The sequence below is a fragment of the Gallaecimonas zhanjiangensis genome (assembly GCF_057624825.1).
The window spans coordinates 2,139,051-2,162,195 of the sequence record NZ_CM172603.1 but is presented as its reverse complement, the minus strand read 5'-3'; the positions used below and the strand labels follow the sequence as shown (position 1 = coordinate 2,162,195).

The following is a 23,145-nucleotide window of genomic DNA, read 5'->3' as shown; positions in this document are numbered from 1 at the left end:
CCAAGCAAAGACAAATGATAAGGAACGCCTGTGAGCCTGCGTAACGATTGGACCATTGCCGAGATCGAATCTCTCTTCAATCTGCCCTTTAACGATCTCCTTTTCCGCGCCCAAACCGCGCACCGCGCCAATTTCAATCCCAATGAAGTGCAGGTCAGCACCCTGCTGTCCATCAAGACCGGTGCCTGCCCCGAAGACTGTAAATACTGCCCGCAATCAGGCCATTACCACACCGAAGTGGAGCGCGAGCGCCTTCTGGAAGTGGAAAAGGTGGTAGCCGAAGCACGCAGGGCCAAGGAAGTGGGCGCCACCCGTTTTTGCATGGGCGCGGCCTGGAAGAACCCCAAAGAAAAAGACATGCCCTATGTGATGACCATGGTCAAAGAGGTGAAAGCCCTGGGCCTGGAAACCTGCATGACCTTGGGGATGCTGACCGCCGATCAGGCGCTGTCACTAAAAACCGCTGGCCTTGATTATTACAACCACAACCTCGATACCAGCCCCGAGTTTTACGGGCAGATCATTACTACCCGCACCTACCAAGACCGCCTCAATACCCTGAGCCATGTGCGCGACGCCGGCATGAAAATTTGCTCCGGCGGCATCGTCGGCCTGGGTGAAGACAAGCGTGACCGCGCCGGCCTCTTGCAGCAGCTGGCCAACCTCGACGTGCATCCCGAATCGGTGCCAATCAACATGCTGGTCAAGGTCAAAGGCACGCCGCTGGAAAACGTTGACGATCTCGACCCCATCGAATTCGTGCGCACTATTGCCGTGGCCCGCATCCTGATGCCTAAAAGCCATGTGCGCCTCTCGGCCGGCCGCGAGAAAATGAGCGAAGAAATGCAGGCGCTGTGCTTCTTTGCCGGTGCCAACTCCATTTTCTACGGCGACAAGCTGCTCACCACCAAGAACCCGGAAGCCAACACCGATCTGCAACTGTTCGCCAAGCTGGGTATCAACACCGAGCAGTACCACGGCGCCGACGACGAAACCACCGAAGCGGTGCTGTCGGCACAAATCGCCATGGAAAACACCCCGGTCAATTACTACGAAGTGCGCTAAATGCTCAGTAGCTGGCTAGGCCCGCGCCTCGATAAAGCGCGGGCCGAAGGACTCTGGCGGCAAAGCCGCCAGGTGACCCGCCTGGGTCAAGGCCGGGTGCAGGTGGCAGGGTTCAATGCCCTGGACTTGGCCGGTAACGATTACCTGGCGCTGGCCGCCGAAGGGCAAGGTTTTGGGGGCGGTGCCACGGCGTCGCCCTTGGTGAGCGGCCAAAGTGAGGCGCACCAGCAGCTTTGCGATGCGCTAGTCGACTGGCTGGGGTTTGAGTCGGTACGGCTTTTCTCCTCCGGTTTTGCCGCCAACAGCGGCGTGCTCAAACTCTTCGGCGAGGTGCCGGTCTTTCACGACCGCCTTAACCACGCCTCCTTGCTGGACGGCAGTTTGCAAAGCGGTGGGCGTTTTCGCCGCTATCGCCACCTAGATGTGGCCCAGCTGCAGGGGCTAGTTAAAGCCCCCAGCCTGATTGTCAGTGACGGCGTGTTCTCCATGGACGGCGACACTGCCGACATCCCAGCATTAAAAGCCCTGGGGCAAACCCTTTATATCGACGATGCCCACGGCATAGGCGTGCTGGGGGAGAATGGCCGCGGCTTGATGGAGCAGCAAGGCGCCAAGCCCGATATTCTGATGGCGACCTTCGGTAAAGCCCTTGGCGCCGGCGGCGCCTTTGTGGCTGGCCCCCAAATTCTGGGGGAGGCCATCGACAACCTTTGCCGAGAATACATCTACTCCACGGCGCTGCCGCTGGCCACCGTCAACCTGGTGCAAAGCAACCTTAAAAAAGTGCAAAGCCAGCCTTGGCGCCGGGAAAAGCTCGGCGAGCTGATTCGCCATTTTCAGGCCGGTTGCCGGCAGCGGGGCATAGCGGTCTTGGCCTCCGACACCGCCATTCAACCGGTATTGTGCCAAGACAGCGCGGCGGCCCTTGCCTTGTCGCAAAAGCTGCTGGAAGCGGGCTTTTTCTGCCCGGCCATTCGCCCACCCACCGTGCCCCAGGCCAGACTTCGCATCACCCTTAATGCCGGACTCAGTACTTCACAATTGGATGCACTGCTTGATTGTCTGGAGGCCTGCCATGGCCCTTGCTGATGTGGCCCGCGCCTTTGGCAGCGCCGCCCGCCAGTACGACAGCCGCGCGCACTTGCAGCAACAAGTGGCCGACTGGTTGCTTGAAGCGGCACCCGCGAGGGTAAACACCGCTTTGGATCTGGGCTGCGGCACCGGTTACTGCCTGGCAAGGCTCAATGCCCAGAAGCGATTTGGCCTGGACATCAGTAGCGCCATGCTGTTTGAGTCGCAGCAAAAGGCGCCGGACAGCGCTTTTATTCAAGCCGATGCTCAGCACTTGCCACTTGCCTCTGGCTCAGTGGATTTGCTGGTCTCGAGCCTGGCGCTGCAATGGTGCAGCGACCTTTCTTTGGCCCTTGGGGAAGTTGGCCGGGTGTTGGCTCCCGGCGGCCAGGCGCTGCTCACTTTGCCGCTGGCAGGCAGCCTTCGCGAGCTGGCAAGCGCCTGGGGCAAAAGCCAGGGCCATCTTCTGGCCATGCCCGATGAAAACAATTTGGCAGCCATGCTGCCCACAGGCGCGCGCCTCAAGGTCAAAGACTTTGTGGTGCACTTTGATGACCTTGCCGCGCTACGCCAAAGCCTTAAGGGCATTGGCGCTCACCATGTGCCAGGGCGAGCCCAGGGCCTCACCGGCAAGGCGCGTTACCGCCAATTTGTGGCCGCCATTGAGGCGAAACGTACGCTGCTGGGGCTGCCACTGACCTACCGAATTGGATTGATTTCATGGCAAAACGCCTTTTTGTAACCGGCACCGACACCGACGCCGGTAAAACCCACATTAGCTGTGCCATCCTTGCACATCTCGCTCGCCAAGGGCACAAGGTGGCCGGGCTCAAGCCCATTGCCTCTGGTGGCCGCGACGACGCCGAGCGCCTTTGGCGCCACTCCAACCTGCAATTGCCCCTCGATGCCCACAACCCTTTTTATTTCGCGCCGCCCATAGCGCCGCATCTAGCCGCGGCCGAAGCCGGGGTGGCGCTCGATGTCGATACCGTGCTGAGTGCCATGGCGCCCTGGCAGCAGCAACAGGCTGATTGGCTATTGATGGAAGGGGCCGGCGGTTGGCGGGTGCCGCTTAACGAGCAGCAGCGCTTTTCTGACTTGGCTAAAAGCTGGGGCGGCGGCGTGGTGTTGGTGGTGGGCATGAAGCTTGGCTGCGTCAACCATGCATTGCTGACCGCCGAGGCCATTGAGCGTGATGGCCTTGAGCTGATGGGCTGGGTGGCCAATTGCGGCCTTGGCAAGATGGACCGCGTTGAGGAGAACCTGGCATATCTGAAACGCCATATCCAGGCGCCGCTGCTGGCCACCGCCGGCCACAGCCCCAACCCCGCCGATATCGAAGTCAACTGGCATCCGTGATAGGCTGCCAGCCTTTTCACGGCAGCGGAGCCTTTCATGCAGTATCAATGGGTGCTTTTTGACGCCGACGAAACCTTGTTTTATTTCGACTCCAAAGGGGGCCTGAAAAGCCTGCTGGCGCGCTATGGCCATGACATGACCGAGCAATGCTATAGCGATTTCCAGGCCGCCAACCTCAAGCTCTGGGACCAATACCACCTGGGGCAAATCGACATGCTGGCATTGCAGCAAGGCCGCTTTGCCCATTTTGGCCGCCAGTTCGGGGTGGAGCCCACCGCCCTTAACAGCCAGTTTCAAGACGCCATGGTTGACAACTGCCCGCCCATGGCCGGCGCTCATGAGCTGCTGCAAAGCCTCAAGGGTCGCACCAAGCTTGGCATCATCAGTAACGGCTTTAAGGCCATGCAGCCGGGGCGTCTTGCCAAGGCTGGCTGGCATGAGCTGTTCGACTTGGTGGTCACCTCCGAAGAGGCGGGCATTGCCAAGCCAGATCCGGCTATTTTCCATTACAGCTTTGAAAAAATGGGCGGCCAGCCGCAAAAGGCGCTGATGGTAGGGGACAACCCCCACGCCGATGTGGCCGGTGGCGCCGGTGTGGGCCTGGATACCTGCTGGTTTAACCGCCACGGCAAGGCTCGCCCTGACGGCATCACCCCCACTTTTGAAGTGAGCGCCCTTAGCGATCTGCAGGCGCTGCTGGCTTAAAGGCTACGAAGGGCCCCCGGCGTCTGGCCGGTGGCCTTTTTAAAGGCGCGCGAGAAAGCGCTACTGGAGCCGTACCCCAACCGATACACCACTTCCGATAACGCCATCTTGTCCTGCTCCAGCCACTGGCGAGCCAGCTGCATGCGAAGTTCACTCAAGTAACTAAGAGGCGTGAGGCCAGTCATGGCTTTAAAGCGCTCGGCAAATACCGAGCGGGACATGCCGATATGGCTGGCCATGGAAGCAACGGTCCAGCTTTGGCCGGGATCTTGATGCAGAGCGCTTAGCAAGGTGCCCATGCGCGGATCTTTGATGGCCTGTATCCAGCCGGTGCTGTTGTCACATTGGCATTCAACCCAGCCACGAATAAGGGTGGCGGCCAGCACTTCTGCCAGACGCGATAAAATACCTGCCGCGCCTGCCCGCATCAAAGACGACTCGCGGCGCATGGCATCGAGGATGGCGCCAAGCTCGGGGTAGCGGTCCAGCAAGGTGCCAACGTGGATAACCTCCGGCATTTGCGCCACCAGCGGCTGCATTGGCCCCAGATCCATGGCCATACAGGCACTGAAAAAACGGTGGCTGCTGTCCGGGTTGCCGCCCAGGCACCCGAAATGGTCGCACACCGGTTCTGCGTCTAATGAGAGGATGTCGGCGCAGGCCAGCTCTCGTTCGCTTAGCAGTGCGTGCTCCTGGCTGCGCGGCAGCAGCAAGGCATCCCCGGCCACCAAACGCTGGTAACCACTGGCGGTACGCAGTTCCAACTCGCCCTCAATCACCACATGCAGATGGCTGCGGCCGGGCTGATGACTGTAGCTCAGGCCAAAAGGCGCTTCGGCCTGCACATGGCGATAACAGACGCCAAAAAGGCGCATACCCATCAGCAGTTGGCTGAGCCGGTCTTGGTTGGACGGCGGTGCTCCAGACGATGTATCAATCATTACGGACTTAGTGTGATAGTTCGTCCGGAAAGCTTACCGTATTCTTAGCCCCGATTTTGGATAATTTCAGAGGTAAGCATGTCCGACTCTTCCACTCCTGCCGCGGCCGGGGCCTCCACTACCGGCTGGGCTGCGGTCTGGTCCATTGCCATGGGGGTGTTCGCCCTGGTGACTGCCGAATTCTTGCCGGCCAGCCTGCTCACCCCCATGGGCAACGAGCTTGGGGTCAGTGCCGGCCAAATGGGGCAGGCGGTAACAGTGACGGCGGTGATGGCGCTGTTGGGAGGTCTTGCCGTTGTGCCTTTGACCGCCAATATCGACCGGCGCCGGGTAATGGTGAGCCTGAGCGGCCTGATGCTGCTGTCCAACCTGATGGTGGCCGCCGCGCCAAACCTGTGGGTGTTGCTGGCAGCGCGCATCGGCCTAGGCTTGGCGTTGGGCGGCTTTTGGGCCATAGCCGCGGCCACCACCATTCGCTTGGTCAGCGAAGAGCAGGCGCCAAGAGCGCTCTCCCTTATCTTTAGCGGGGTGCCGCTGGCTACCATCACCGCCGCTGGCCTCGGCAGTTATCTTGGCGGGCTTTTGGGTTGGCGTGAGGTGTTTATGATGGCCGCAGTGCTGAGCGCCCTTACTATGGCTGGCCAATGGCTGCTGTTGCCACCGCTAAGCCCGCAAGCTGGCGGCAGCGTGTCGGGGCTGTGGATGGTACTGAAAAGGCCGGGTATTGGCCTGGGTATAGGGGTGGTTGTGCTCATCTTTACCGCCCACTTTGCCGGTTTTACCTACCTTCGCGATTATCTTGAAAGCCAGCAACTCGGGCTGCAAACCATCGCGTTGGTACTGCTGGGCTTCGGGCTTGCCAATTTCTTCGGCACCTTGCTGGCCGGGCGCTTGATTGGCCGGCACCTGGCCAGGGTATTGTTGCTCACCGCGCTGATGATGATGGCGGCTTTGCTGGCCTTGGGGGCGATGGGGAGCGCGGGGTTATTGTGCCTGCCGGCCATTGTGCTGTGGGGGCTTGCCTTTGGCGGCACGCCAGTCAGCTGGTCAACCTGGATAACCAAGGTGGTGCCGGACCAAACCGAGAGCGGCGGCGCGTTGATTGTCTCGGCAGTGCAATTGGCCATTGCTCTGGGGGCGGCCCTTGGCGGCGTGATTGTCGACAGCAGCGACGCCCAGGGCGTGATGCTGGCGAGCGGCATATTGATGCTGGTGGCCGCAGCCATTACCTACCGCTCCTTGTGTAAGCTGCGTTGAAAAGGCCGCCCAAGAGGCGGCTTTTTTACTGGAGTATCCGCCGGGCCGTCCAGTAATGGGCTTGCCAGTAAGGGTCGGTAAGGGCTGAGACGGTTACCCCTAAACTGGTGGAGGCGTGCAAAAACATCCCGTCGCCTTGATAAATGCCCACATGGCGCACCCGGCCAATCTTGAAAAACACCAAGTCTCCCGGGCGCAGCTTTTGCTGGCTTATCCAATGGCCTTGTTTGACCTGCTCGGCGGTGGTGCGCCGAAGCGACGCATCAAACTGCTGGGCAAACGTGATTTGGGTAAAGGCGGAGCAATCCACCCCACTTTTGCTGGTGCCCCCCAGGCGGTATTTCACCCCACGCCACTGGCGATACTGGCTATGGAGCTTTTCGGTAACGGTGCTGGCCGCTTTGGGCTGCGGCGCAGGTGCTGGGGGCGGCGCCTTACTGGCGCAGCTACTTAACAAAAGGCAAAACGCGAGGGCAGTGACAAATCTCATGGCGGGGCCGGCAGGTGTTTTTGCCACCTTAGCAGCAGCTAAAGGCCCTGCCCAGCTGGGCAAGGCCTTGTTTCAGTGCGAGTTTAGGCGCAGCACTTGGGTAAGCCAGGCGCCAATGTCCTTGATTTGCACCAAGCAAAGGCTGTGTTCCATGTTATAGCGCCGGTAGTCAGGGGCGTAACCCATGGCAGTAAGGGCATCCTTGGCTTGCTGGCCCAAAAGCTCCGGTACCACCGGGTCTTGCACGCCGTGGTGAATGGCGATGGCTAGGCTGTTATTGGCAGGGCTCCGCTCAACCGTTGCCTTGGTGGCAAAGTAGGTCGAGAGCGCCAATAGCCCGGCCAGGGGTTTGTCATAGCTCAGCGCCGTTTCATAAGCCACGGCGCCGCCTTGGGAAAAGCCGGCTATCACAATGCGGTTGCTGGCTATGCCCCGGGCCAGCTCTTGCTCGATAAGCGCTTTAACAGCAGCGCTTGAGGCTCTGAGCTGCCCTTCATCCAACTTGCGTTCGAGGTCGAGGCTAAAAATGTCGTACCAAGACGGCATGACATAACCGCCATTAACGCTCACCGGCCTGCTCGGCGCGTGGGGGAAGATAAAACGTACTGCCGCCCCTTGGGGCAGGCCAAGCTCGGGCACTACCGGGGCAAAGTCGTTGCCATCGGCCCCCAGACCATGGAGCCAGATAACGGCCGCATCGGGGTTGGGAGCAGTTTCAAGGGTCAGGTGTGGCAAAAGGCTCATGGGCAATTCCATTAAAAAAGGCAGCCGAAGCTGCCTTTTGCATCGTGGCTGGTTATTCGATGTCCAGCAGCTCGACTTCAAACACCAGGGCTGCGAAGGGCGGAATGGCCCGGCCGGCACCTTGTTCGCCGTAGGCGAGATCCTGAGGAATGGTCAGGCGCCACTTGGAGCCTACCGGCATCAATTGCAGGGCTTCAACCCAGCCTTTGATAACGCCGGTCACCGGGAAGCTGATGGGCTCGCCACGGGCAACGGAGCTGTCAAAAACGGTGCCGTCAATCAGGGTGCCGTGATAATGCACCTTGACCTTGTTGGCTGCGGTGGGGATGGCGCCATTGCCTTCGGTCAGCACTTCGTACTGCAGGCCAGAATCGGTCACGGTTACGCCGTCTTTCTGGGCGTTTTCGGCCAGGAAAGCCTCGTTGGCACCGATAAAGGCGCTGTGGCGGGCTTTTTCTTCGTCTTCGAGGCGACTGCGAATAACGTCAAAGGCAGCGTTGATCTCGTCCGGGGTAACGGCAAATTCTTCACCGCGCAGGGCGTCGGCCAGACCTTGCTGAACGGCGGGGATATCCAGGCCGTCAAAGGCTTGCTGGGCCAGCTGGTCGCCCATTTGGCGGCCTACACCGTAACTGGCTTTCTGTTCGAGGGTTTGATAATCAGCCATGTCTGACTCACTTACTTAGCTAAAAAGAAAGGGGATCTTAGCAGAGCCCCCGGCCTCGTTACAGCCAGTGGCTGAGATCGCTGCCTTCTTCAATGCGCTGGGTGTCGCCAAAGCGCATCAGGTAACCGCCTTTGCCGCCCAGCAAGGTCAGCTTGTTGCCATCGAGGCTCAGAGCCGTGCCTTCTGGCAGGCATACCACGCGCTCTTGCGGGTTTAAGGTCAAAAACTCGTTGAGGCGGTCGCTACGGGTTTCACCGTTATGGCCCGGCTGTACGTAGTCGGTAAAGTGGGGGTTGATTTGAAAAGGCACCAGGTTGATGCCGTCAAAGCTTGGCGGGTAGACGATGGGCATGTCGTTGGTGGTGCGCACGCTTTTGCCCGCCACATTGGAGCCGGCGCTCCAGCCAATATAAGGCGTGCCCGCTTGCACCTGCTCTTTGATGGCGCCCAGCACCTGCTGCTGGTAAAGCTCGGTCACCAGCCTAAAGGTATTACCGCCGCCAACGGCGATGGCCTTGGCCTGGCGCACCGCCTTGATGGGGTCATCAGTGCTGTGAATACCGGTGACGGTAATACCGAGTGGCGCCAGGGCTTCGGCCACTTTACCGGTGTAGTCGTCCCAAGAAATGGTGACCCCGGCATAGGGCACAAACAGCAGCTCGCGCTCGCCGCTTTTGAGTAGGGCGTCGATAAAGGGCAGGGCATGGACAAGATAGGGCGTATCGCCAACGCGGGACGCCGAAAGCAGTAAGGCTCGCATCAGTGAAACCTTTATGGTGACGGTAAAGGTGCCAATGATAACGAAAATTTATTGTCGGTGGGCTTGAAAACCAAAAGTGCGGACATATTATGTCAATCAGACCAACGCGTCTTTGACCAAAGGAGTCTTATTGTGAAACGCGTCATATTGTTCCTGGCAACCAACCTGGCCGTGATCCTGGTGTTGTCCGTGGTGCTAAACATCGTGATGTCGGCGCTGGGTGTGCAATATCACTCTATCGGCGGCTATCTGGTGATCGCTGCCGTATTTGGTTTTGGCGGCAGCTTTATCTCCTTGTTGATGTCCAAGTGGGTCGCAAAGCGCTCCACCGGAGCCCGGGTGATTGACCAACCCCGCGACCAAATGGAGCAATGGTTGGTAACCACCGTTGCCCGCCAGGCCCAGCAAGCCGGTATCAAAATGCCGGAAGTGGCCATCTACGACTCACCCGACATGAACGCTTTTGCCACCGGCCCCAGCAAAGACAACTCGCTGGTGGCGGTATCCACCGGCCTTTTATACAAGATGGACCGTGACGAAGTGGAAGCAGTGCTGGGCCATGAGGTCTCCCACGTAGCCAACGGCGACATGGTGACCATGACCCTTATCCAGGGCGTACTCAACACCTTTGTGATTTTCTTCGCGCGGGTCGTTGCCGGCATTATTTCCAACTTCTTTCGCGGCAACGACGAGGAAGAAGGCCAAGGCCTTGGCGGCCTTGCCTACTTTGCCATCGTGATGGTGCTGGAGATGGTGTTCGGTATCCTTGCTTCTATCATCGTCGCCTGGTTCTCTCGTCAACGTGAGTTCCGTGCCGATGCCGGCGGCGCCACCCTGGCTGGTCGCCAAAAAATGATTGGTGCGCTGGAGCGTCTGGGCCGTGCTCATGAAGAGTCCCACCTTGAAGGCCAACTGGCGGCCTTTGGCATCCAAGGCGGCAAACGCACTCTGGGTGAGCTGCTGATGAGCCACCCGCCCATCGAGAAACGTATCGCCGCCCTGCGTGCCGGCTAACCTTATCCCCACTCCTTGAGGCCGCCTTGTGCGGCCTTTTTTTTATCCTAGGCTGAAAGAAACATCAGTCGGCGGAGTGTGTGGATGGACATGTTGTGGAAAGGGCCCTGGCAAAGCCTTGAGCATCTGAGTTTTAACGAGCACGACCTGGAAGGCACGGTACTGGGGCTCTATGAAGGCAAGGCCTTTGCCATCGATTACGAAATTCGCTGCTTTTCCTGTTGGCGCACCCGCCAGGCGACGGTGATCCCCAAACGGGGGCTGCCCATTGCCGTTATCGGCGACGGGGAGGGCAACTGGACCTGCGACGGCGAGCCCCGGCCCGAGTGGCAAGGCTGCCTGGATGTGGATCTTGGCTTTACCCTGGCCACCAACATGTTACCCATCAAAAGGCTCGATTTGGCTGTCGGAGACGACAGAACCATCAAGGTTATCTGGTATCGCTTCCCTCAGGGCCGCTTTGAAGTGGTAGAGCAAAACTACGCCCACCTCGCACCGCGGCTTTACCGTTACACCAATCTGGCTACCGGCTTTACGGCCGACCTCAGTATCGACGATAACGGTATGGTCAAAGATTATGGCGAGTTGTGGTGTCAGTTATGTTGATGTCCGGGCATCACAAAGGCATTTTATCGGGGCTTAAGGCCCCGATTTTATTGGCCTGATGCTCCCCAGCGCTGGCGTTACAAAACACAATATAACTTACCAAAATATCCATTTTAAAATTTAATGAATAAGATTGACTGAATGATACTTGTCCGTAAAAATGTGTGTAATGTAACTATTACACATTTACATAAAGGTGCTTTATGCCTGTTAACCCCCTCGGCCAGCAACTCAGGGCCAATCGCGACAACGTATGGAAAGCGGCGCAGACCTTGGTGGACGAGGGCAAGCAGCCATCGGTGAATAACGTTCGCCAATGGCTGGGGGGCGGCTCCAACAGCTCTATTAGCCGTTATTTGCAGGAGTGGCACGCCTCTTCCCAGGAAGAGCGCAGTGTAAGGCTCGCTACACCGTTACACCTTCAGCAGTCTCTGGACGCGCTTTTTCAGCAAATGGAAAAGGACAAAGACGCAGCGATCAACAGCGCTGAAGCCGCGGTTAATGCCCGCGTTGCCGCCTTAGAGCAGGAAAAAAACGACGCGCTGGCCGCTCTCGCTACAGCCCGCGAGGAGCAAGCCAAGCAGCAACAAGCCTTGCAGGCCGGCGCAGAGCGCGAAGCGGCCCTTGGCGAAGAGTTGGGCCAGCAACAAAAACTGCTGGCCGAGAGCCAGCGGCAGTTGGCACTGGTGCGCCAGCAGGCCGGGCAATGGCAGCGCGAGGCCGAGGACAACCGGGCCCAGGTCAATCACCTTTTTCACCAGCAGCAGCACTTTCAGGAACGTTGGCAAACCGAAGCCAGTAAACGCCAAGAGGCGTTTGAGGAGAGCCGCTGGCAGTGGCAAAACGCCCAGAAAAAGCTCGAAGATGCCCTTCGAGACAGCCAGGAAGACAACCGCAACCTAAGTGGTATGGTGCAATCGTTGCAGCAGCAAGCCAGCGCCTTGCCGGCGCTAAAAGCCGAGGCAGATAAAAAGGCCCAGGCACTTGAGCAGGCCTTGGCAGAGATAGCGGCTCTTAATAGCGAACTTACCCGCAAGAGCGCTGCGCCAGAGCTTGCCGAGGCTCTTGGGCAGCAACAGCAGCAGCTAGATACGCTGTTAGGCGAGGTGGCCTTTTTGACTGAGCAGGTACGAAAGCGCCAGCAGCTTAAAAGCGAGCTCGAAGCCCTGAAAACCTCCCTGGGTGGCGCATGAGCCTGCCTGCTCTGCCGGACGATTGGCTGGAGCTGGCAACGGCGCCAGGCACCCGCAACCAATACAGCGCTGGCCTTAAGCAATTTGTAACCGCTGGCTTTACGCTGCCAGCAAGCCCAAGCCAACTAAAGCGTTACCTGGGGATAAAAGGGGCACATCTTTCGGTTAGCACCCTTCGCAGCCATATCAGTGCCATCAAGGCCTGGCATCGGCGCCAAGGGTTTGTTGACCCCGTGAACGACGAGGTGCGCCAAGCCTTTAAGGCCCTTGGCCGCTTACAAAAAGGCACCGACAAAAAAAAGGCCGCCACTCTTAGCCGGGCGCAAATCGACACCCTCTTAAGAAGTTGCGAGAAAGACGGCCTCCTTGGCCTTCGCGACGGCTTGATGATAAGCCTGGGGCTCTCCGCTGCCATGCGGCGCAGCGAGCTTGCCAACCTGCGCTTTGAGGATCTGGAGCTTACAGAGGCCGGCCTTGCCATTCGTATTCGTTTTTCCAAGACCGATCAGCAGGGCCTTGGCAAGGTCTTGGTGCTGCCAAAGCTGCCAGCGCCCCTTGACCCAGGCCTTTGGCTGCAAAAGTGGCGCGAGCAGAGCGCGCTCTGCTCAGGATTGTTGCTGCGCCGGGTTAATCGCCATGGGGCGGTGATGGGCGAGGGCATGACCACCCATGGCCTCAATCATGCTTTGCAAAAACGGGCCTTAGCATTGGGTTTGGAAGGGGTCAGCTGCCATAGCTTGCGGCGCAGTTTTGCCACCTTGGCGGTGCGTAACGGGGTCAGCCTGGTGGATGTGGCGGCGGTAGGGCGTTGGCAGAGCCTGGAAAGCCTGAAAGAATATGTCGATGCCACCCCCAAAGAAGCCATAGCCAAAGCCTTTTCATGAAACTGCGGCCCTATCAGCAAGAAGCCGTCCGCGCGACCGTCAATTACTTTAAGAAAAACCGCGAGCCGGCAGTGCTGGTACTGCCTACCGGCGCCGGCAAGAGCTTGGTGATCGCCGAACTTGCCCGCATAGCCAAGGGCCGGGTGCTGATGCTCACCCACGTGGCCGAGCTGGTGGAGCAAAACGCCGCCAAGTACGAGGCGGTGAGAGAAGACGGCTCTATTTTTTCGGCAGGCCTTGGGCAAAAGTGCAGTACGGGGAAGGTGGTGTTTGCCTCAATACAATCGGTAGCGCCTAATCTTTCGCAATTTGGCGACGACTTCTCCCTGGTGGTGGTGGATGAATGCCACCGCATAGGCCCCGATGATGAAAGCCAGTACCGCCAGGTGCTGCGCCATTTCGCCTCGGCTTTTGTGCTGGGCCTTACCGCCACACCTTATCGCCTGGACGGTGGCTGGCTTTATCAGTTTCATGCCAGTGGCCAAGTGCGTAGTACCGAGCCTAAGTTGTTCAAATACTGCGTTTATGAGCTTCCCCTGCGCCGCTTGATAAAAGACGGCTTTTTGACCCCTGTGCACAAGGTGCCGGCGCCCGCCATCCGTTACGACTTTTCCCAAGAGGTAGAGCATTGGACCGAGGCGGCCCTGGACCGCGCCTTAGCCGGGCAGGGCAAGCTGACACCGGCCTTGGTGCAGCACCTGGTTGAGCTCAGTGATAGGCGCCGCGGGGTGATGATCTTCGCGGCGACCCGTAAACACGCCAGGGAGATCCTCGCCTGCCTGCCTGAGGGGCAAAGCGCCCTTATTCTTGGCGACACGCCAAGCGCCGAGCGCCAGCGGCTGATCAGCGAATTTAAGGCGCAAAAGCTCAAATACCTAGTCAACGTATCGGTGCTGACCACCGGCTTTGACGCCCCTCATGTGGATGTTATTGCCTTGATGCGCCCCACCGAATCGGTGTCGCTTTTCCAGCAGATGGTGGGGCGCGGCCTTCGCTTGTTTGAGGGAAAAGACGATTGCCTGGTGCTTGATTATGCCGGCAGCGATGTCGATATCTTCAGCCCCGAGGTAGGTGAACCCAAGCCACCCGGTACGGTGCCGGTTTCGGTGCCATGCCCTGTGTGCGACTTTACCAACACCTTCTGGGGCAAGGTGGATGAAGACGGCGACATCATCGAGCACTTTGGCCGCCGCTGCCAGGGAATGACCGGGCCCGAGCAGCAATGCGATTTTCGCTTTCGCTTTCGCCTGTGCGGCCAGTGTGGCGGCGAGGCCGATATTGCTGCCCGCCACTGTCCTCATTGCCAACATGCCCTGGTGGATATCGACAAACAGCTCAGAGAGGCCATGAAGAGCCGCGACAAGCACCTGTTCAAGGTGGCCGACTGGCACTGCGCCATCACGGATGATGCTCTCACGCTGACTTACCTTGACCTAGACGGGCAAGATGTAACTGAAAGCCTGAAATGGGGCTCCAAGGCGCTGCGCCGCTTTTTATCCGAAGCAAATCCGGCCCCCGGCGCATTATTTTTACCGGACGATGCGCGCCTTGGCGGATTTTTGGCAAAGCTTCGTAAACCCAAATTTTTGGTGCTTGCCAAGCAAAAAGGCTGGCGCGTGAAAGAGCGGGTCTTTGACTACCAGGGCCGCATCAGCCAACACCAAGAGGATTAAGCAAGCCCCGCCTTCGCGTTTTTCAAGATGCGCTTGGCCATGGAGGAGGCGGGCCTGTCTGCAAAGGCGCTGCTGCTGAGCCGCTCAACCAGTTGGCTTTCAAGCCGGGTGAGCAATTGTGCCTGTTGGGGATGGCCTTGTAGCGCCATTGACAAGGTTTGGGTGACGATAAACTCCATAACGGCTAGCCGTTCAGCCATATCCACTGCCGAGTAATTTTCCATTTTCTGCATCCTTGGTGTTGCACGTCTTTCAACTACGTATGCAACAGCCCATTGGATGCAGGCCATTAAACGGCGGTGGTGAGTTCGTGGATAAGGCGGGTAAAGTTAAGAACGCCTTTTTCCACTTCCTCCATGCCTTGGTTGATATCCAAGATCATATGCTGGCCTTGCCCAGCTTCGGCGTTGATCCCCTCCATCTGCTTGCTGATGGTGGTGATGAGCTGGCCATTGTCCGATACCACCCGGGCTATCTCCTGAGTCGCTTCTCCAGTGCGGGTGGCCAGCTTTCGCACTTCGTCCGCGACCACCGCAAAACCCCGGCCATGGTCACCGGCACGGGCCGCTTCAATGGCGGCATTAAGGGCCAGCAGATTGGTCTGCTCGGCAATGGCCCTGATAGTAGAGACGATGTCGCTGATGGACGATGAATGTAGCTCCATGGTGCTGCTGGTGCTGCGGGCTTCTTCCACTTGGCTGGTAATGTGCTGGGAGGCCTTTACTGCATCTTCAAGGGCATGTTTGGCATTGGTGGTGATTTGCGATGTTTGCTCGGAGGTGGAGGCCGCCAGTTCGGCGGCCTGCTGCAGCTGGTTGACCCGCCGGCTGATGTCGGAGGCGAACTTAATTATCTTGTAGACCTTGCCGTCTTCGTTGAATACCGGGTTATAAGTGGCTTCCAGCCACACCGGGCGGCTGTCGGCGCTCAGCCTTTCAAACTTACCGCTAAAGTGTTGCCCGGATTGCAGACGCTGCCAGAAGTCTTTATTACGTTCGTAAAAATCGGCCTTACAAAACATCCGGTGATGCTTACCGAGTACCTCGTCCAGGCGATAACCAAATACCCGTAAGAAATTGTTATTTGCGCTCAGTACGTAACCGTCAGGGGTAAACTCAATCACGGCCTGGGATTTATTCACCGCCTCAAAGATGGCGCACTTTTCCTGAGAGGCTTTGAAGGCTTCGGAAATGTCTGAGGCGATTTTGATGACCTTGTAAATGGCGCCATTTTCGTCTTCAACCGGGAAGTAGGTCGCTTCCAACCACAGGGCTGAACCGTCTTTGCGCCGCCGCCTGAAGGTGCCTTGTTGCGGCTTACCCTGGGCTAAGTCGGCCCAAAAGGCTTTGTAACCAGGAGAAGAGGCGAGGTCTGGTTCACAAAGCATCCGATGATGATGCCCCACCAGTTCCTCGGCGCGAAAGCCGGTTACCTTGCTAAAGAGTGTATTCACTTCCTCGATAACGCCGTCTGGGCTGAAGCTGATAAAGCCGACATGTTCCTTGATGGCCGCCAAGTCGTGTTGGTGGTCCGCTACCTGTTGTTGGAGGCTATCAATCTTCTCCAACCACTGCTTCTTATGCTGAAACATGTTCGTCCCTTAATCATTTTTTACATTCCTTTATTAATAGGCGGTCGCTAATGCGTTGATGGGCTTGTGCCTAGACGATTTCTCATCGTTACGTGACGGCCATCACATCATTTGGCCCTGTACTAAGCGGCTCAATCAGCCCTGCCTTTCTGATGGAGGTGTTTTTTTCTTCATTATCTGTATCTTATCTTTAGAAAAGAAAAAGCAAGAAAGTCAGGCAGCCAGTGAGCAGGGAGTCAATGTTGATGACCGCCAAGCAACACCGCATTTTATTTATCTGCATGGGCAACATTTGCCGGTCGCCCACGGCTGAAGCCGTGGCCAGGAAACGTTTCGCCGATAGAAATCTAAACGTTGATCTGGACTCGGCCGGCACCATTGCCTATCACGCTGGCGAAGAGCCGGATCGCCGCGCGCGCCAGGCCGGGGAGAAAAGGGGATATAGCTTTGCCAATATCCATGCACGGCAGGTTTCCAGCGACGATTTTGTTCACTTCGATCTGCTGCTGGCCATGGACAGGCGCAATCTGGGGGATTTGATGAGCCGCTGCCCTGAGCGCCACAAGCACAAGGTGAAGTTGCTGATGGACTTTGCAACCCAAAGCCTGGTGGATGAGGTGCCCGACCCATACTACGGCGGAGCCAAGGGCTTTGAAGAAGTGCTGAGTCTGGTGGAAGCCGCGGTTGACGGCTTGATAGAAACCCTGGTGAAGAGCCCGGAGTAACCAGGCCAGCGAACTAAAACGCAGCGATAAAAAAGGCGCCTTTCGGCGCCTTTTCTTTTAGGGTCTTTTAGACCTTCGCCATGGGGCTTGAAGCCCGGCTGTCAGGGCTATTCAAGCCACCGGCTTTACCGCTGCTGGCAACCGGCTGGCGATCAAATGGCTGCGGGTTACGCACCACAGGCGCCAGGTCGATTTCGGCAGGGCGAGCCATCGGAGCTTGGGCACGGCCGGCTGGCTTGGCAGCTTTGGGCGCTTTTGCTTCGGCTTTGGGCTTGGCTTTCACCGGCTCAGCTTTTGGCGCGTCGGCTTCCACCACCGGGGTTGCTTCAACAACGGGTGCTGCTTCAACAACCGGGGCAGCAACAGGCTCTTGAGCGGCTGCTTGTACTTCGACTACCGGCTCAGGCACCACCTCTTTTACCGCAGGCTCGGCGATCTGTACGGCCGGCTCAACGGATTCGACAGTATCGATCTTCGGCTCTGCTTGTTCTTGGGCAACAGCCAAGTCCAACTCGCCTTGCTCTTCGGTGCTTTCAGCCTGACGGTCAGGGCGCTGGCGACGATGGCCGCGCAGGTGACGCGGGCCACGGCGACGCTGACGGTTGTCGCCGTCTTCATTGTTGTAATGAGACGTGGTGTCTTCACCGGCTTCAACTACGGCAACGTCTTCTTGCTCGGCTTCAACCTTGGGCTGCTGCACTTTGGCTGGTTGCGGCTTGGGCTGCTCGGCAACCTGCGGCGCGGCGTCCACCTCGGTACGGCTTACCTGGGCTTCACCGTCTTTCATGCGCACCGACTGGGTCAGCTGGCGACGCTCGCGGCGCACTTGTGCTGGCCTTTCGTTGACAACCTCTTCCTTGACCTCTTCAACAACGGCTTCAACCTGCTGCTCTTCATGCGCTTTTTGCTGGCGTTTGCTGTTGCGGTCTTCGTCGCTGCGTTGGCGGCGCTTGTTGCGCTCTTCCTCGCGGCGGTTGTCGCGGTTCTCTGCAGCCTTGGCATCGCGCTCACGGTCACGTTCGCGGTTGTCGGCTTTGGCCACCGGCGCGTTGCGCTCACGGCGCTCGCCACCTTCGCTGCGCTGACGGTTGTTGCGGCTGTCGCGGTTGTCGTCACGGTTGTTGCGATTATTGCCACGGCCTTTTTGCTGGCGACGGGCGTCAACACCCTTGCGGTTGTGTTGTTGGCGCTTGTTGTCTTTGGCTTCAGGCTGTTGCACTTCGGCTTCGCTGGAACCAAACAGCGCTTTGATAATGCGGCTGATAAGGCTCGGTTTGGCTTCGGCTTTAGCCGCTACCGGCTTAGCCTGCACCGGTTTGGCAACAGGTGCGGTCGGAGCCGGAGCGGCAGGGGCTTGCAGGCCTTTGAGCACCGGTTCATCACGCTTGTGCTTGGCGGCGACTGGCGGCACGTAAACGGCCTTTTGCTGCTCGGGGGCTTTGGCCAAGTCGTAAGACGCATCTTCGATTTCGTCGTCTTCGCGGTGACGGAGCACCTCAAAATGCGGCGTTTCCAAGTGCGTGTTAGGCACGATAAAGACGCGCACGTCGTGGCGCTGCTCGATAAAGCGAATAGCGCCCCGTTTTTCGTTCAGCAGATAAGCGGCAACGCTCACGGGAACCTGCGCTTCTACCTGGGCGGTGTTGTCTTTAAGAGACTCTTCCTCGATAAGACGCAGGATGGACAGCGCCAGAGACTCGGTAGAGCGCACAAAACCGGTACCGGTACAACGCGGGCAGATGTGGTTGGACGCATCGCCCAGAGACGGGCGCAGGCGCTGGCGAGACATCTCCATCAAGCCAAAGCGGCTGATGCGGCCAAGCTGCACGCGGGCGCGGTCGGCACGGACAGCTTCGCCCAGGCGGTTTTCCACTTCCCGCTGGTGGCGGGCCGGGGTCATGTCGATAAAGTCAATGACCACCAAGCCGCCAAGGTCACGCAGACGCAGCTGACGGGCAATCTCGTCGGCCGCTTCCAGGTTGGTGTTGAGCGCGGTTTCTTCGATATCGCCGCCCTTGGTGGCGCGAGCCGAGTTGATATCGATGGCGGTGAGGGCTTCGGTGGTGTCGATAACGATAGAGCCACCGGAAGGCAGCCGCACTTCGCGCTGGAAGGCGGACTCGATTTGCGACTCAATCTGGTAGTAGTTGAACAGCGGGATCTCGCCTTTGTATTGCTTGACCCGGTTCAAAAAATCCGGACGCATGGTCTGGATGTGGTTTTTAACCTGTTCGAACACTCGGCTGTGGTCGATAACAATTTCGCCTACGTCACGGCGCAGGTAATCGCGGATCGCCCGAACGATTACGTTGGATTCCTGGTGGATAAGGAAGGGGGCAGGGCGGCTGTTGGCTGCTTCCTGGACTGCCTGCCAGTGGTGCAGTAGCACGTCCAAGTCCCACTTGAGCTCCTCGGCAGATTTACCGACACCGGCGGTGCGGACAATCAGGCCCATGCCTTCCGGCACTTCCAAGCCAGACATGGCTTCTTTGAGCTCGGTACGCTCGTCACCCTCGATACGGCGGGAAATACCACCGGCGCGGGGGTTGTTGGGCATCAATACCAAGTAAGAACCGGCAAGGCTCAGGAAAGTGGTGAGGGCGGCGCCCTTGTTGCCACGCTCTTCCTTGTCGATTTGGACAATGACTTCCTGGCCTTCTTTCAACACATCTTTGATGTTGGGACGGCCGGAAACCTTGGCGCCTTCGACGAAGTATTCGCGGGCAATTTCTTTTAAGGGGAGGAAACCGTGGCGTTCAGCACCGTAATCGACAAAAGCCGCTTCCAGACTGGGTTCTACGCGAGTGATTTTACCTTTGTAAATATTGGCTTTTTTCTGTTCGTGACCAGGGTGTTCAATATCCAGATCGTATAGTTTCTGGCCGTCCACCAAAGCCACCCGCAACTCTTCAGCCTGAGTTGCGTTGATTAGCATTCTTTTCATAGTGACTCATTACCTTGTAATGGCCACAGCACTCACATTGACGGAGTGCGCATCCTCTGGGCCTGGCCCCGTGCAGGTATTACAGGCAGCCTCACGGCTGGTTGAAGGTTGGGGCGCGCTCGGCGTTTCCACTTGTTATTCGTTTGAACGATGTCTGGTGAAGGGACAACGGTTTTGTCCAAAGGCTTTTCACCAAAAAGGCATCCAGTCGTTTTGCAAGTCCAGTGACGCGCACGCAATCGGCGCGAAGCTGTGCCTTTTTCCATATCAGGGCCCGGTGTTGGTTACCGCGCCCTGTAAATTCATTTGGCCTGACTCATCTTAGTCGATGCAGGCTTACCTATTATCCCATTGGATCAGTTATTTCGGCAAGCATACTGCGGCCATTTTCCCTGTGGTAGAATGCGCGCCCTATGAGCACAGCCAACAACACCGCCACAGTGCAGTATGTGGCCGTTGAGCCGGACTTGGCCGGTCAACGCATCGATAACTTCTTACGGACCTTCCTCAAGGGAGTGCCGAAGAGCCTCATTTACCGTGTTTTACGTAAGGGCGAGGTCCGGGTCAACAAAAAGCGCGTCAAGCCTGACTATAAGTTGCAGGCGGGCGACGAAGTGCGCATTCCGCCGCTGCGGGTGGCCGAAGAAAAAGCGCTGCCCAATGCCAATTTAAGCCAGGTGTCGCGCCTTAACGATTGTGTGCTCTATGAAGACGACTACCTGATGGTGGTCAACAAGCCGGCCGGTTTGGCGGTGCACGGTGGCTCCGGGCTGTCTTTTGGCCTTATTGAAGGGCTGCGCGCGCTGCGCCCTGACGCCCGGTTTTTGGAGCTAGTCCATCGCCTGGACCGTGACACCTCCGGCTGCATCCTGATTGCCAAAAAGCGCTCGGCGCTTCGCGGCCTGCACGAAGCTCTTCGCGAAAAAACCATGCAAAAGGATTACTTGTGCCTGGTGCGTGGCGACTGGCCGGGTAATAAAAAGGTTATTCGGGCGCCGCTTTTGAAAAACACCCTGCAATCGGGTGAGCGGGTAGTGCGGGTGGATACCGAGGGTAAGGCTTCTGAAACCCGCTTCAAGGTTGAGCGCCGTTTTGGCGGCTTGGCAACCTTGGTTAACGCCTTCCCTGTTACTGGCCGTACCCACCAAATCCGGGTGCACACTTTGCATGCCGGGCACCCTATCGCCGGTGATGACAAGTACGGTGACAAGGACTTTGATGCTCGCTTGAAAGACGCCGGCCTGGCGCGTTTGATGCTGCACGCCTGGCACCTTTCCTTTACCCACCCAAACACGGGTGACGCCGTGTCGGTCACCGCCAAACCGGATGGCAGCTTTGCCGCCCTGCTTGCCCAGTTGGAGAAGAGTCAGTGAAGGACATCGCGCTGGTGGTATTTGACTGGGACGGCACCTTGATGGACTCGGTGGGGCGAATTGTCTCGAGTATGCAGGCAACGGCCAGGGAACTGGCTATGCCTGAGCCCAGTGAAGAAGCGGTGCGTAACATCATTGGGCTTAGCCTTCGCCCGGCGCTGGACCAGCTCTTTCCCAACCTCGATGAGAAAGGCCGCGAGCAGCTGCTCGCGGTGTACCGTGACCAGTATGTGGACCTTGACCCAACCCCAACACCGCTTTTCCCCGGGGTTGAAGCCATGCTGGGTGAGCTTCGCGCCTGCGGCAAAACCCTGGCGGTGGCAACCGGCAAGGCCAGGGCAGGGCTGGAGCGGGTCTTTGCCCAAACCGGCCTTGAAGTGCATTTTATTACCAGCCGCACTGCCGATGACGCCCAGTCTAAACCGCACCCTGATATGCTGGAGCAGATCTTGGCGCAAACCGGAATAAGCCCGTCGCGGGCCTTGATGATTGGCGACTCGGTGCTGGATATCACTATGGCCAAGGCGGCTGGCATGTGGGCCGCTGGCGTGACCTTTGGGGTACATGGCGCCGAGAAACTGCGCGCCGCTGGTGCAGACCTACTTATCGATGACTGGCGTGATTGGTCTTTGGCTTAATCGAGCGGGCCGGCGCCTTCGTTTTCCAGCATCCGGGTCAGTGCAATTAAAGGCAGGCCGATAAGGGTATTGGGGTCGCGGCCGTTAAGGCGTTCAAAAAGGGCAATGCCCAAACCTTCACATTTAAAAGAACCGGCGCACCAAAACGGCTGCTCTTTATCAACATAGTTTTCAATTTGGCGCTGGCTTAAAGAGCGAAAAGTCACTTCAAAGGGCTCCACCAGCGACTGGCACCTGCCAGTTTCGCTATTAAAAAGGGCAAGGCCGGTATAAAAAGTCACGGTTTTCCCAGAGGCCGCCGTCAGTTGGGCAATGGCATTTTCCCGGTTAAGGGGTTTGCCGCAGATGGTGCCGTCTACCACACACAGCTGGTCTGATCCGATAACCAGCGCCGGCTCAGCCGTTATCTCAGCTGCTTTTTTTGCTTTTCCAACAGCTAAGCGTTCAACCAAAGCCGTTATCGACTCCCCCTCCAGGGGGCTTTCATCGATGTCAGGGCTGACACAATCGAACGCGATTGCCAGTTTTTTCAGCAACTGCTGACGAAATACTGAGCTTGAGCCCAAAATCACCTTCATAAACCACCTATTTTTCTTCACTTGCCGGGGCATTTTCCCGTAAAATGCGCGGGCAAAACAGGGCAGTCTCACTGCTTTGTTAATTTCTCGGGCCCGTAAGGGCCTGTTGGCTTTTTTGACAGGGACTTAGGTCCCGAGTAAGATGCGCGCCTTATGCGAAAAGTTAAGCTGCCCTTAACTCTCGATCCGGTGAAAGCCGCCCAACGTCGTGATGATTACGACGGTATGGTGCCTGTCACCGAATTGACGCGTTTAATGGAATTGTCACTGACCCGGCAGGGTGAAGTGGATATTCAGCTACATTGTGGTGTTGACCCCCAGGGGCTGGTCTTTACCGAAGGTAAAGCCGCCGTGGAGCTTGAGCTGGAGTGCCAGCGTTGCAATGAGCCGATGTCCTTCCTCGCAGAGGTAAGCTTCGCCTACACGCCTGTTTTTGCCAAAACCGTAATAGAAGAGCTCCCGGAAGCTTATGAGCCTGTCGAACTCGACGAAAATGGCGAGATGGACTTGCGAAAACTTATCGAAGACGAGTTGATCCTGGCACTGCCCTTGGTCGCAATGCATGCTGAAGACCAGTGTGCAGTGTCTTCGTCAGAGATGAGTTTTGGCAAAATCGAGCCTGCTGATGAGCGTCCGAACCCCTTCGCTGTTCTCGAACAGTTGAAGAAGAAGTGATCACGATTTAAGGAGACTAGTCAATGGCCGTTCAACAGAACAAAAAGTCCCGGGCCCGCCGCGATATGCGTCGTTCACACGACGCACTGACCGCAGCTACCCTGTCTGTGGACAAAACCTCCGGTGAAACCCATCGCCGTCACCACGTGACTGCCGACGGTTTTTACCGTGGCAAGAAAGTTATCGGTTAAT

The 23,145-nt window shown here is 57.9% G+C and carries 24 protein-coding genes and 2 pseudogenes; 16 read left to right on the top strand and 10 right to left on the bottom strand.

The window, feature by feature from the left end; all coding sequences use genetic code 11:
• Nucleotides 1–30 precede the first annotated feature (30 nt).
• The 5 genes from bioB to yjjG are packed head-to-tail and all read left to right on the top strand — an operon-like array spanning nucleotide 31 to nucleotide 4,200.
• Nucleotides 31–1,065, top strand: a complete 1,035-nt coding sequence (gene bioB, locus AC22G1_RS10280) for a biotin synthase BioB (protein WP_487316673.1) — start codon at nucleotides 31–33, stop codon at nucleotides 1,063–1,065.
• Nucleotides 1,066–2,154 (top strand): aminotransferase class I/II-fold pyridoxal phosphate-dependent enzyme, encoded by a 1,089-nt coding sequence (locus AC22G1_RS10275; protein WP_487316672.1) that lies wholly within the window; start codon nucleotides 1,066–1,068, stop codon nucleotides 2,152–2,154.
• On the top strand, nucleotides 2,141–2,878 hold the full coding sequence (locus tag AC22G1_RS10270) for a methyltransferase domain-containing protein (RefSeq protein WP_487316671.1): 738 nt from the start codon (nucleotides 2,141–2,143) through the stop codon (nucleotides 2,876–2,878). Before AC22G1_RS10275 ends, AC22G1_RS10270 begins: the two co-directional genes overlap by 14 nt.
• Nucleotides 2,857–3,495: a dethiobiotin synthase gene (gene bioD / locus AC22G1_RS10265; RefSeq protein WP_487316670.1), complete on the top strand. Its 639-nt coding sequence runs from the start codon at nucleotides 2,857–2,859 to the stop codon at nucleotides 3,493–3,495. Before AC22G1_RS10270 ends, bioD begins: the two co-directional genes overlap by 22 nt.
• Before the next feature lie 36 nt (nucleotides 3,496–3,531).
• The gene (gene yjjG / locus AC22G1_RS10260; protein ID WP_487316669.1) at nucleotides 3,532–4,200 is read left to right on the top strand and encodes a pyrimidine 5'-nucleotidase; all 669 of its coding nucleotides are present in this window, start codon (nucleotides 3,532–3,534) and stop codon (nucleotides 4,198–4,200) included.
• Here the strand turns inward: yjjG and AC22G1_RS10255 are convergent.
• Nucleotides 4,197–5,141 carry an AraC family transcriptional regulator gene (locus tag AC22G1_RS10255; protein WP_487316668.1) on the bottom strand — a complete coding sequence of 315 codons (945 nt, stop codon included), beginning with the start codon at nucleotides 5,139–5,141 and terminating at the stop codon, nucleotides 4,197–4,199. The two genes, yjjG and AC22G1_RS10255, sit on opposite strands and share 4 nt — an antisense overlap.
• Before the next feature lie 78 nt (nucleotides 5,142–5,219).
• Between AC22G1_RS10255 and AC22G1_RS10250 the strand changes: the two genes are divergently transcribed.
• Nucleotides 5,220–6,398 carry an MFS transporter gene (locus AC22G1_RS10250; RefSeq protein WP_487316667.1) on the top strand — a complete coding sequence of 393 codons (1,179 nt, stop codon included), beginning with the start codon at nucleotides 5,220–5,222 and terminating at the stop codon, nucleotides 6,396–6,398.
• Between the two features lie 25 nt (nucleotides 6,399–6,423).
• Here the strand turns inward: AC22G1_RS10250 and AC22G1_RS10245 are convergent, their stop codons facing one another.
• The 4 genes from AC22G1_RS10245 to pepE all read right to left on the bottom strand — a co-directional run bounded on the left by AC22G1_RS10245 (nucleotide 6,424) and on the right by pepE (nucleotide 9,059).
• Complete coding sequence (locus AC22G1_RS10245) at nucleotides 6,424–6,888, bottom strand: NlpC/P60 family protein (RefSeq protein ID WP_487316666.1); 465 nt, start codon at nucleotides 6,886–6,888, stop codon at nucleotides 6,424–6,426.
• Nucleotides 6,889–6,960: 72 nt separating this feature from the next.
• Nucleotides 6,961–7,632, bottom strand: coding sequence for an alpha/beta hydrolase (locus AC22G1_RS10240; RefSeq protein ID WP_487316665.1), 672 nt, complete (start codon nucleotides 7,630–7,632; stop codon nucleotides 6,961–6,963).
• A gap of 52 nt (nucleotides 7,633–7,684) precedes the next feature.
• Nucleotides 7,685–8,299, bottom strand: coding sequence for an FKBP-type peptidyl-prolyl cis-trans isomerase (locus AC22G1_RS10235; protein WP_050658239.1), 615 nt, complete (start codon nucleotides 8,297–8,299; stop codon nucleotides 7,685–7,687).
• Nucleotides 8,300–8,357: 58 nt separating this feature from the next.
• Entirely contained in the window at nucleotides 8,358–9,059 is a 702-nt protein-coding gene (gene pepE / locus AC22G1_RS10230; protein ID WP_487316664.1) for a dipeptidase PepE, read from the bottom strand.
• A gap of 132 nt (nucleotides 9,060–9,191) precedes the next feature.
• Between pepE and htpX the strand changes: the two genes are divergently transcribed.
• From htpX to radD, 5 genes are all read left to right on the top strand, one after another.
• The gene (gene htpX / locus AC22G1_RS10225; protein WP_050658237.1) at nucleotides 9,192–10,073 is read left to right on the top strand and encodes a protease HtpX; all 882 of its coding nucleotides are present in this window, start codon (nucleotides 9,192–9,194) and stop codon (nucleotides 10,071–10,073) included.
• Between the two features lie 84 nt (nucleotides 10,074–10,157).
• Nucleotides 10,158–10,679, top strand: coding sequence for a putative glycolipid-binding domain-containing protein (locus AC22G1_RS10220; protein WP_487316663.1), 522 nt, complete (start codon nucleotides 10,158–10,160; stop codon nucleotides 10,677–10,679).
• Nucleotides 10,680–10,882: 203 nt separating this feature from the next.
• A complete protein-coding gene (locus AC22G1_RS10215; RefSeq protein WP_487316662.1) occupies nucleotides 10,883–11,872 on the top strand; it encodes a DNA-binding protein in 990 nt (329 codons plus the stop codon).
• Nucleotides 11,869–12,756, top strand: coding sequence for a tyrosine-type recombinase/integrase (locus tag AC22G1_RS10210; RefSeq protein ID WP_487316661.1), 888 nt, complete (start codon nucleotides 11,869–11,871; stop codon nucleotides 12,754–12,756). The genes AC22G1_RS10215 and AC22G1_RS10210 overlap by 4 nt, the downstream gene beginning before the upstream one ends.
• Complete coding sequence (radD, locus tag AC22G1_RS10205) at nucleotides 12,753–14,429, top strand: DNA repair helicase RadD (RefSeq protein WP_487316660.1); 1,677 nt, start codon at nucleotides 12,753–12,755, stop codon at nucleotides 14,427–14,429. Before AC22G1_RS10210 ends, radD begins: the two co-directional genes overlap by 4 nt.
• Here radD and AC22G1_RS10200 read toward each other — a convergent pair.
• From AC22G1_RS10200 to AC22G1_RS10190, 3 genes and pseudogenes are all read right to left on the bottom strand, one after another.
• Nucleotides 14,426–14,653, bottom strand: coding sequence for a hypothetical protein (locus AC22G1_RS10200; protein ID WP_487316659.1), 228 nt, complete (start codon nucleotides 14,651–14,653; stop codon nucleotides 14,426–14,428). The genes radD and AC22G1_RS10200 overlap by 4 nt on opposite strands.
• A 65-nt stretch (nucleotides 14,654–14,718) precedes the next feature.
• Nucleotides 14,719–15,099: pseudogene (locus AC22G1_RS10195) on the bottom strand (methyl-accepting chemotaxis protein); the annotation flags it as partial.
• 201 nt (nucleotides 15,100–15,300) lie between these two features.
• Nucleotides 15,301–16,020, bottom strand: a pseudogene (locus AC22G1_RS10190) (PAS domain-containing protein); the annotation flags it as partial.
• Nucleotides 16,021–16,265: 245 nt separating this feature from the next.
• Between AC22G1_RS10190 and AC22G1_RS10185 the strand changes: the two are divergent.
• The gene (locus AC22G1_RS10185; protein WP_487316658.1) at nucleotides 16,266–16,745 is read left to right on the top strand and encodes a low molecular weight protein-tyrosine-phosphatase; all 480 of its coding nucleotides are present in this window, start codon (nucleotides 16,266–16,268) and stop codon (nucleotides 16,743–16,745) included.
• A gap of 67 nt (nucleotides 16,746–16,812) precedes the next feature.
• Here AC22G1_RS10185 and rne read toward each other — a convergent pair whose 3' ends face one another.
• Nucleotides 16,813–19,689: a ribonuclease E gene (gene rne / locus AC22G1_RS10180; protein ID WP_487316657.1), complete on the bottom strand. Its 2,877-nt coding sequence runs from the start codon at nucleotides 19,687–19,689 to the stop codon at nucleotides 16,813–16,815.
• A gap of 413 nt (nucleotides 19,690–20,102) precedes the next feature.
• On the opposite strand from rne, the gene rluC reads away from it, so the two are divergent.
• Nucleotides 20,103–21,062 (top strand): 23S rRNA pseudouridine(955/2504/2580) synthase RluC, encoded by a 960-nt coding sequence (gene rluC / locus AC22G1_RS10175; protein ID WP_487316656.1) that lies wholly within the window; start codon nucleotides 20,103–20,105, stop codon nucleotides 21,060–21,062.
• Complete coding sequence (locus tag AC22G1_RS10170) at nucleotides 21,059–21,700, top strand: HAD family hydrolase (protein ID WP_487316655.1); 642 nt, start codon at nucleotides 21,059–21,061, stop codon at nucleotides 21,698–21,700. Before rluC ends, AC22G1_RS10170 begins: the two co-directional genes overlap by 4 nt.
• Here the strand turns inward: AC22G1_RS10170 and AC22G1_RS10165 are convergent.
• Nucleotides 21,697–22,278, bottom strand: coding sequence for a Maf family protein (locus AC22G1_RS10165; RefSeq protein WP_487316654.1), 582 nt, complete (start codon nucleotides 22,276–22,278; stop codon nucleotides 21,697–21,699). The genes AC22G1_RS10170 and AC22G1_RS10165 overlap by 4 nt on opposite strands.
• Nucleotides 22,279–22,431: 153 nt before the next feature.
• On the opposite strand from AC22G1_RS10165, the gene yceD reads away from it, so the two are divergent.
• Nucleotides 22,432–22,953 carry a 23S rRNA accumulation protein YceD gene (gene yceD, locus AC22G1_RS10160; protein WP_487316653.1) on the top strand — a complete coding sequence of 174 codons (522 nt, stop codon included), beginning with the start codon at nucleotides 22,432–22,434 and terminating at the stop codon, nucleotides 22,951–22,953.
• A 23-nt stretch (nucleotides 22,954–22,976) separates the two neighbouring features.
• Nucleotides 22,977–23,144 carry a 50S ribosomal protein L32 gene (rpmF, locus tag AC22G1_RS10155; RefSeq protein WP_050658224.1) on the top strand — a complete coding sequence of 56 codons (168 nt, stop codon included), beginning with the start codon at nucleotides 22,977–22,979 and terminating at the stop codon, nucleotides 23,142–23,144.
• Nucleotide 23,145: the final 1 nt, after the last annotated feature.